1 protein-coding gene is annotated in these 380 nt (G+C 68.9%); it reads left to right on the top strand.

Translation table 11 applies throughout. The features are described 5' to 3' along the window. Positions 1 to 20 precede the first annotated feature (20 nt). A partial coding sequence (locus AC066S_RS40085; protein ID WP_478272109.1) for an MFS transporter occupies positions 21 to 380 on the top strand: 360 nt, incomplete at its 3' end.

Below are 380 nucleotides of genomic sequence, written 5' to 3'. Positions count from 1 at the left end.
GCTCCTCGCATTTCTTCCACATGCTGCTGCCGCCGCTGTTCCCGTTCCTCATCGCGGAGTTCGGCTACAGCTACTCCGAGCTGGGCCTGCTGGTGTCGGTGTTCTTCGTCATCTCCGGCGTGGGGCAGGCGCTGTCGGGCTTCCTCGTGGACCGCGTCGGCGCGCGCCCGGTGCTGTTCTTCGCGCTGTCGAGCTTCGTGCTCTCCGGCCTCGTGGCCAGCACCGCGGGAGGCTATGCCGGTTTGATGGCCGCGGCGGCGCTCGCGGGCCTGGGCAACGCGCCCTTCCATCCGGTGGACTTCACCATCCTCAACAAGCGCGTGTCGCCGCAGCGCCTGGGCCACGGCTTCTCGGTGCACGGCATCTCGGGCAACCTCGGC

This window comes from Bradyrhizobium sp. CFUWI (genome assembly GCF_056429085.1).
The sequence above is the reverse complement of the archived record's forward strand: the minus strand, read 5'-3'. Positions and strand labels throughout refer to the sequence as shown.